Raw genomic sequence first — 6,705 nt, forward strand, 5'->3', positions numbered from 1 at the left:
TTCTACTAACTGTTGATAAATTGACATCCCTTATATCCTCCTATAGTGAATACGTGTATTGGTTTTAAATAATTAACATTAGTGAATTTGATTATATTTTAAACTCAATTTTCACAAATGATAAATCTATTAACATTTGTTAGATCAATCTTACAAGGTAATGAAAGGGCTGTCAATAATTTTCTTACTAATTTTTTAGGACCTTGAAGCTCTCCTACGAAAGAAAACTGGTAATCCTCGTTCAGCTTGGATTGTGTTATCCAATTATCTCTTTCAGGTGCTCATATTCAGTTGTTTTGGACAGCATCTTATCGTCTTCACAATAAATTTTTAGCCCGATATAAGAAGCAGCATATAAAAACACCTTCAAGTTGCTTTGAGGTATTTTTCGATACCGATTTTCAACTTAAAGGTGTTATTTGTCTAAATTTTTGAAGTTATTTCTATATTAAACTTAATGGGGTTTTGGATTTAACTTTCATTTAGTGACTGTTTAATGTCATAAAGGGCAATTATTTTTCAGGTCATAAGGGGATGCTGTGTGGAAGAAAAATACATTTAAGCAACAATTAGTTATCAAAACTTCACCATGCGGCCTTATTACTAGCTGCTACAGAATGTTATTATTCGCTAACCTTTTTCATCCATGCCGTAATCTCTTTTGATGGTTCTATAACAACCTTATCATCACCAGGTGGTGATTTGATAAAGAAAATTGTTGTTCCTGGTCTGGAACGTTGTGCATATTGAACGCCCGGAGGTGTGACATAAAAGTCTCCTGCATAAAAAATGTATTCTTTCCCATTTTCAATATCGATGTATTCTGTTTCTCCACTAATGATATATTGATATTCATATGCTTGGGTATGATAATGTGGTGCTTCACAGTTAGGCTCCTTATAAGATGTGATGCCAATTTCTAATTTATTATCTTTAAAGTGATTTAATTTTTGAGGTCTTTCTAGATTTCCTACCAGGTATTGTCTAGTTGTTTCCTCAAAAACTTTAGTTATTTCTTTGTTTTTGATGACAAAAATCTCTTTTGACATATTGATTTCCTTCTTTTATTTTTAAGTTAAAAACCTCTTTATCCTTCATCAAAGATGTATACCATTCCAGCCACTATTAAACACTCATTTCAATGTTTAAAATGCCCATAATATAATTCGCTGTTTCTTCAATCGCTTTATTGGAAACATTAACTATAGGACACCCTACTCGTTTCATCACTCTTTCAGCATAGTCCAACTCTTCAAGAATTCGCTCGAACTGGGCATAATTTGCTTCTGGTTTTAAGCCCAATGTTTTTAATCGTTCCTTGCGAATAACATTTAGCTTCTCTGGAGTGATGACAAGACCAATACACTTATTTCTAGGAACCTTAAACAGTTCCTCGGGAGCCGGCACTTCAGGAACGAGCGGTATGTTCGCTACCTTGTACCCTTTATAAGCCAGGTACATAGATAACGGTGTTTTGGATGTTCGCGATACCCCAATTAATACAATATCAGCTTTTACAATGCCTTTGATGTCACGGGCATCATCGTACTTTACCGCAAATTCCACCGCTTCTACCTTTCGGAAATAGTCTTTATCTAATTTTCGTATCAAGCGGGGCTCACAAAGCGGCTCCCTATTAAACTTTGTTATAAATGCATTCATCAGTGGATGGAGTAAATCCACCGCTAGAATCTGCTCTTCACTTGCTCGTTTATTAAAGTAATCTTTTAAAGAGTCTATAACTAACGTGTAGGCAATAATCGAATTCGTTTCTTTCGCTTCCGTAACGATCTCTTCTATATCAGACTCTTTATCAACATAAAAGTTTTGACGAATCTCAAGATCTCCTCCAACAAATTGTTCGGTAACCGCTTTCACAACAAACTCAGCGGTTTCTCCAACAGAACCCGATAAAAGATAAACGATATCCTTCTTGCGCATGTGGCATTCACTCCTCACTCCCTGTAATTTTGTTTCCAGTACTTTTATTAACCCCTATTTCTAAAAATAAGGAGGGTTTTCTTTGTTTTCTTGCATACTCATGGAACTTTCGGAAGAGCCGCCGAAACCAAATATAGAGCGGCTCTGTGGTGTTGCACTTTCACGCCGTACCGCTCTATGACCGTCATCGAAAGATCACTTTTGAATCAACGTCAGAAGAATAGTAGTCTTTTTCATGACAAAACTTTCTCTTTTGTTTAGTTAAGCATATTGCTTTTCAATTTCTTTGATTTTATTAATTCTCGTTTCATGCCGGCCGCCTGATTCAAATGGCGTTTCAAGCCAAATCTTCACAATATCACGTGCAAGACCTGGACCAATCACCCGCTCACCGAGTGCGAGCATATTTGTATTGTTATGTTCTCTCGTTGCTTTTGCACTAAATGTATCATGGGCAAGCGCGCAGCGGATGCCTTTCACTTTGTTTGCAGCAATACTCATGCCAATTCCCGTCCCGCATACTAGAATGCCTCGGTCTGCTTCTCCATTTGCAACTTTTTGAGCTGCTGGAAATGCATAATCTGGATAATCCACAGGGGCAGTGCAGTCACACCCAAGATCTACGTACTCAAGATTTATTTCTTTTAAAAGAGAAATAATTTCCTGACGGATTATAATACCTCCATGGTCAGAAGCGATGACAATTTTCATTTGATTTCCTCCTATATGTGAAGAAGACAGCCAGGATGTTACATCTTCCTGACTGTCTTCAGTATGCTCAAAATAAACGTATGTTTTTTAGCTAAGCGTGCCTTGAAGTTTTCCCCAGTCCTTCATAAATGTTTCAATGCCGGACGTTGTAAGAGGGTGATTCCATAAAGACGGCAAAATGCTGCCAGGAATAGTTGCAATATGGGCGCCAGCAAGAGATGACTGAACAAGGTGATCCAGATTGCGAATGCTTGCTGCAATGATTTCTGTCTCAAAGCCGTATTCTTGCAGTACTGTTTTTAAGTTCCGAACCAAGCTGACACCATCTGCCCCGATATCATCCAGTCTTCCGATAAAAGGGCTGATATATGTAGCGCCTGCTTTGGCAGCCATTAACCCCTGGGCTTCCGTAAAAATGAGAGTGACATTTGTTTTAATGCCTTCTTGCGCTAATTGATAGGTTGCTTCCAGCCCTGCTTCGGTCATTGGAATTTTTACGACAATATTGTCTGCCCAAGCAGCAATTTCGCGGCCTTCCTGAATCATTTCCTCCGCTGTAAGACCGATGACCTCAGCGCTTACCGGACCGCTGACAATCGAACAAATTTCTTGAATGCGTGTTTTAAAATCTGCTCCTTCTTTCGCGATGATAGAAGGATTTGTTGTTACTCCATCTACTAGTCCAAGTTTTACAATACGTTTAATTTCTTCCAGGTTTGCTGTATCCAAAAAGAATTTCATTATTTTTCCTCTTTTCTTAAAGTGATGATAAATAATTAGGACAAGCGTTTCTTAATTTGAGAAACAATGCTTTCTACTGTAAATCCAAATTCTTTGGCAATTTGTGCGCCTGGTGCAGAGGCACCGAACGTTGGAATACCGACAATTAAGCCTTTTCGTCCCACGTAATTTGCCCAGCCAAATGGCGATGCAAGTTCAATTGCGACATTTAACGTACTATCTCCCGTTAAAATGCTGTCTTGATATTCTGCTGTCTGTTTTTCAAACAGTTCCCAAGATGGCATACTGATAACGCGTGCACTGATTCCTTCTTGAACAAGCTGCTCTCTTACCTGAACAGCAAGTGATACTTCAGATCCTGTTGCCATAAGCTGGACGTCATACTCAGCCTGCTCAGTACCTGCTAAAACATATGCACCTTTTGCAAGTTGGTTTAGGGCTGTTTCCCGTTCAACCGTTACCTTGATATTCTGGCGGCTCAAAACAAGTGCCACTGGACCATTTTGATTTTCCGCTGCGTATTTCCAGGCAGCAACCGTTTCATTGGCATCGGCCGGGCGAAGCACCGTCATATTTGGAATCGAACGCAAAGCAGCCAGTTGCTCAATTGGTTCATGTGTCGGACCATCCTCGCCGACAAAAATGCTGTCATGTGTGAAAACATATGTCACCGGCAAGTTCATCAAAGCAGCCAGGCGAATGGCCGGGCGAAGGTAATCAGAGAAAACAAAGAACGTAGAGCCAAATGGCTTCACACCGCCATGAAGTGCCAGACCATTCAACACAGCACCCATTGCAAATTCCCGTACACCGAAATAAACGTTACGCCCTTCATACTGACCTGGCGCAAACCGGTCTAATCCATTTAAATGGGTCATAGTCGATGATTCTAAATCGGCAGAACCGCCAAGCAAGCTTGGAATTTGCTGAGCAAGAGCATTTAATACTTGGCCTGAAGCGATACGGGTAGAAATCTCTGTGCCCACTTCATATGCTGGCAATGTTTCGTCTTGCACATATAGCGGACCGTTTTGCAGATCCTGTTCAAGGCTTTGAGCAAGTTCAGGGAAGGTTTGTTTATATTGTGCAAGCAAAACCTCCCATTGCTGATTTGCTTCTATCCCTTTTGCTTTGATCTCTTCGTAATGAGCTCTCACTTCTTCAGGAACAAAGAAATCTTCTTGCGGCCACTGGTAGAATTCCTTTGTTAAAGCAGCTTCATCTTTGCCAAGAGGTGAGCCATGTGTTCCCTGGTGGCCGCCTTTTCCGCCTTTATTCGGGCTGCCGTAGCCCAATGTCGTAATCACTTCAATCAATGTTGGTTTCGCTGTTTCTTTTTTCGCTTCCAGCAGCGCTTGCTCGATGCTTTGGATATCATGCTGATCGGATACTTTTAACACTTGCCAGCCGTACGATTCAAAGCGTTTTCCTACATCTTCTGAAAAAGAAAGGTTTGCTTCACCGTCAAGCGTAATGTTGTTAGAATCATACATCATCACAAGTTTGCCGAGCTTCAGATGACCGGCAAGAGACGCAGCTTCTGCTGAAACGCCTTCCATTAAGTCTCCGTCACCGCAGATCACATACGTATAGTGATCTACCACGGCAAATTGATCTTTATTATACTTTGCAGCTAGATGCGCTTCTGCCATTGCCATACCTACGCCCATTGCTACGCCTTGTCCTAAGGGACCTGTAGTCGCATCAACACCGGGCGTGTGGCCGTATTCCGGATGTCCCGGTGTTTTACTTCCCCATTGTCTGAACTGCTTTAAGTCTTCAAGTGATACGTCATAGCCGCAAAGATGTAGCAGGCTGTATAAAAGCATAGAGCCATGTCCTGCCGACAAAACAAAACGATCACGGTTAAACCATTCAGGATTGGCAGGGTTGTGATTCATCACCTTGCTCCACAGCGTGTAGGCCATCGGAGCAGCGCCCATCGGCATGCCGGGATGGCCAGATTTCGCTTTTTCTACTGCATCAATTGACAATGTTCTAATGGCATTGATCGCTAATTGTTCTACTGAATTTGAAACTGAAACAGTGCTCATGTGTAGACTCCTTTTTGTCTGAAAATTTGTGATAGTTCACATCATAAAGCACAAAACGAACAAAATCAATCAAAATTTTATTAAAAATGAACATTTATAAACATTTATAAAAAAAATAAAAGTGCAGAAGACCTTCTGCACTTTAAAAAATGAGTGAGATTAAACGGTATAAACCGTTACCCCTGCTTCTTGAAATTGTTTTACTTGAGTTTCTGAGGCTTCTTTTCCTGTAATCAACACATCAATTTGAGCAACAGGCGCTACATTGTGCAAAGACACACCTCCGAGTTTTGTATGGTCTGTTACCACAATCGTTTGCTCGGCCGATTCAATCATACTGCGTTTAGCAGAAACAAATTGATCATCAAAATGAGTTAATCCAAGCTTTGGATGAATCGCTGGAATGACAATAAAGGCTTTCGTCACATGAAGCTTCTTTAAGGCATGATCTGTAAAAAGGCCGTTTAACATATAACTTTCAGGAGAAAGTACACCTCCCGTTACGATTACTTTAATATCTTTGTTATTCTGCAATTCCGCTGCAATTTTAATGTCGTTGGTGACAACGGTAATATTCGATTTGGCAGACAACAACCGGGCGATTTGAAAAGTTGTGGTTCCTGAATCCAAAATAATGCTGTCTCCTTCGTTGATCATTTCTATCGCACGTTCAGCAATGGACGTTTTTTCCTCAACACGTTCATTGACACGGACCGTGAAAGAAGGTTCTGAACTTACCCGTTCTACAAGAACTACTCCACCGTGTGTTCTTCTTAAACGCCCTTCTTTTTCAATTTCACTTAAATCTCGTCTGATGGTTGCTTCGTGGACACCAAAGTCCTGGGAAAGCTGCGCCACTGAAGCTACACTATGTTTTCGTACATAATCAATGATTTTCAATTTTCTTTCAGCAGCAAGCAATGGTTGTTCTCCTTTCTGGTGATTTGTGTATCTTTCACAACTGTTCACCCATTTTATCATAGTGTTTTTATTTATTAACCATTTTCGAAACTAGAATCTAAGCAAAGGTAACGAGTTTGTGTTGGCTTCTTTGCCAAGGATAGCTCTCCCTTATTAAAAATAATTGTTTGACAGAGTTTTCAGAATCCTGTAAGATACGAATTGTCAAATGATAAAGCTGTTAACATATGTCATTAATAAAGAAAAAGATGAATCTTCTTCACAAATGTTAGAAGCTTTACATCATCAAAAGTTCTGGGAGGCTATAAGGATGTCAATCTATCAACAGTTAGTAGAG

General features: G+C 40.1%; 6 protein-coding genes. All 6 read right to left on the reverse strand.

Going from position 1 to position 6,705, the window contains the following annotated elements:
• Window positions 1-623: 623 nt before the first annotated feature.
• Window positions 624-1,049 (reverse strand): cupin domain-containing protein, encoded by a 426-nt coding sequence (locus L2D08_RS23385; RefSeq protein WP_242237918.1) that lies wholly within the window; start codon window positions 1,047-1,049, stop codon window positions 624-626.
• A 76-nt stretch (window positions 1,050-1,125) separates the two neighbouring features.
• Entirely contained in the window at window positions 1,126-1,941 is an 816-nt protein-coding gene (locus L2D08_RS23390) for a pyruvate, water dikinase regulatory protein (protein ID WP_242237920.1), read from the reverse strand.
• A 261-nt stretch (window positions 1,942-2,202) separates the two neighbouring features.
• Entirely contained in the window at window positions 2,203-2,652 is a 450-nt protein-coding gene (rpiB, locus tag L2D08_RS23395) for a ribose 5-phosphate isomerase B (protein ID WP_242237922.1), read from the reverse strand.
• 87 nt (window positions 2,653-2,739) lie between these two features.
• The gene (fsa, locus tag L2D08_RS23400; RefSeq protein ID WP_242237924.1) at window positions 2,740-3,393 is read right to left on the reverse strand and encodes a fructose-6-phosphate aldolase; all 654 of its coding nucleotides are present in this window, start codon (window positions 3,391-3,393) and stop codon (window positions 2,740-2,742) included.
• Window positions 3,394-3,428: 35 nt separating this feature from the next.
• Entirely contained in the window at window positions 3,429-5,447 is a 2,019-nt protein-coding gene (gene tkt, locus L2D08_RS23405) for a transketolase (RefSeq protein WP_242237926.1), read from the reverse strand.
• 159 nt (window positions 5,448-5,606) lie between these two features.
• Window positions 5,607-6,368 (reverse strand): DeoR/GlpR family DNA-binding transcription regulator, encoded by a 762-nt coding sequence (locus L2D08_RS23410; protein WP_242237928.1) that lies wholly within the window; start codon window positions 6,366-6,368, stop codon window positions 5,607-5,609.
• Window positions 6,369-6,705 lie beyond the last annotated feature (337 nt).

Source organism: Domibacillus sp. PGB-M46, assembly GCF_022668875.1.
Classification (GTDB): domain Bacteria; phylum Bacillota; class Bacilli; order Bacillales; family Domibacillaceae; genus Domibacillus.

Bases quoted from the DNA above. Each gene is read 5' to 3' on its own strand.
- tkt (WP_242237926.1), bottom strand. From the start codon at position 5,447: ATGAGCACTGTTTCAGTTTCAAATTCAGTAGAACAATTAGCGATCAAT.
- rpiB (WP_242237922.1), bottom strand. From the start codon at position 2,652: ATGAAAATTGTCATCGCTTCTGACCATGGAGGTATTATAATCCGTCAG.
- L2D08_RS23390 (WP_242237920.1), bottom strand. From the start codon at position 1,941: ATGCGCAAGAAGGATATCGTTTATCTTTTATCGGGTTCTGTTGGAGAA.
- L2D08_RS23385 (WP_242237918.1), bottom strand. From the start codon at position 1,049: ATGTCAAAAGAGATTTTTGTCATCAAAAACAAAGAAATAACTAAAGTT.
- fsa (WP_242237924.1), bottom strand. From the start codon at position 3,393: ATGAAATTCTTTTTGGATACAGCAAACCTGGAAGAAATTAAACGTATT.